This window comes from Corynebacterium sp. p3-SID1761, assembly GCF_055862885.1.
Genome location: NZ_JBSQBJ010000043.1, coordinates 1 through 751, shown reverse-complemented (window position 1 = coordinate 751; position 751 = coordinate 1). Strand labels below are relative to the sequence as shown.

Below are 751 nucleotides of genomic sequence, written 5' to 3'. Positions count from 1 at the left end.
TGTGAAGGACCTGAACCTTGAATCCGCAGTGACGACAATTATCGATTTCGAAGACTCAGTGGCAGCTGTGGATGCAGAGGATAAAACTCTGGGTTATCGCAACTGGCTTGGGCTAAATGTTGGTAATCTGACAAAAACTATTACCAAGTCGGGGCGAACCTTCACTCGTAAGCTGAACGAGGACCGCGTGTTTACCTCCCGCGATGGTCAGGAGCTGCGTCTGCACGGTCGTTCTCTGCTGTTCGTGCGTAATGTTGGCCACCTGATGCAGAATCCGGCGATCCTGGATCAGAACGGTGAGGAGATCTTTGAGGGCATCATGGATGCCGTCATCACCTCTGCTGCTGCGATCCCGGGTCTGGATGAGAACAACCCGCGTCGTAACTCCCGCAACGGTTCCATCTACATCGTGAAGCCGAAGCAGCACGGCCCGGAGGAGGTTGCGTTCACCAACGACTTGTTCGGTGCGGTGGAGGATCTGCTGGGTCTGGAGCGGTTCACCCTGAAGGTTGGTGTGATGGATGAGGAGCGTCGCACCACTGCCAACCTGGATGCCTGCATCGCGCAGGTCAAGGAGCGCCTGGCGTTTATTAACACCGGCTTCCTGGATCGCACTGGTGATGAGATCCACACCTCTATGTTGGCTGGTCCGATGGTGCGTAAGGCAGACCTGCAGGCCGCACCGTGGAAGCTGGCTTACGAGGACAACAATGTGGATGCTGGTCTGGTGCACGGTCTGCCGGGTAAGTCG

Annotated in this window: 1 pseudogene; it reads left to right on the top strand. The window is 56.3% G+C overall.

What is annotated here, in order from left to right:
- Positions 1-751 (top strand): annotated as a pseudogene (locus ACWXWJ_RS10270) (malate synthase G); the annotation flags it as partial.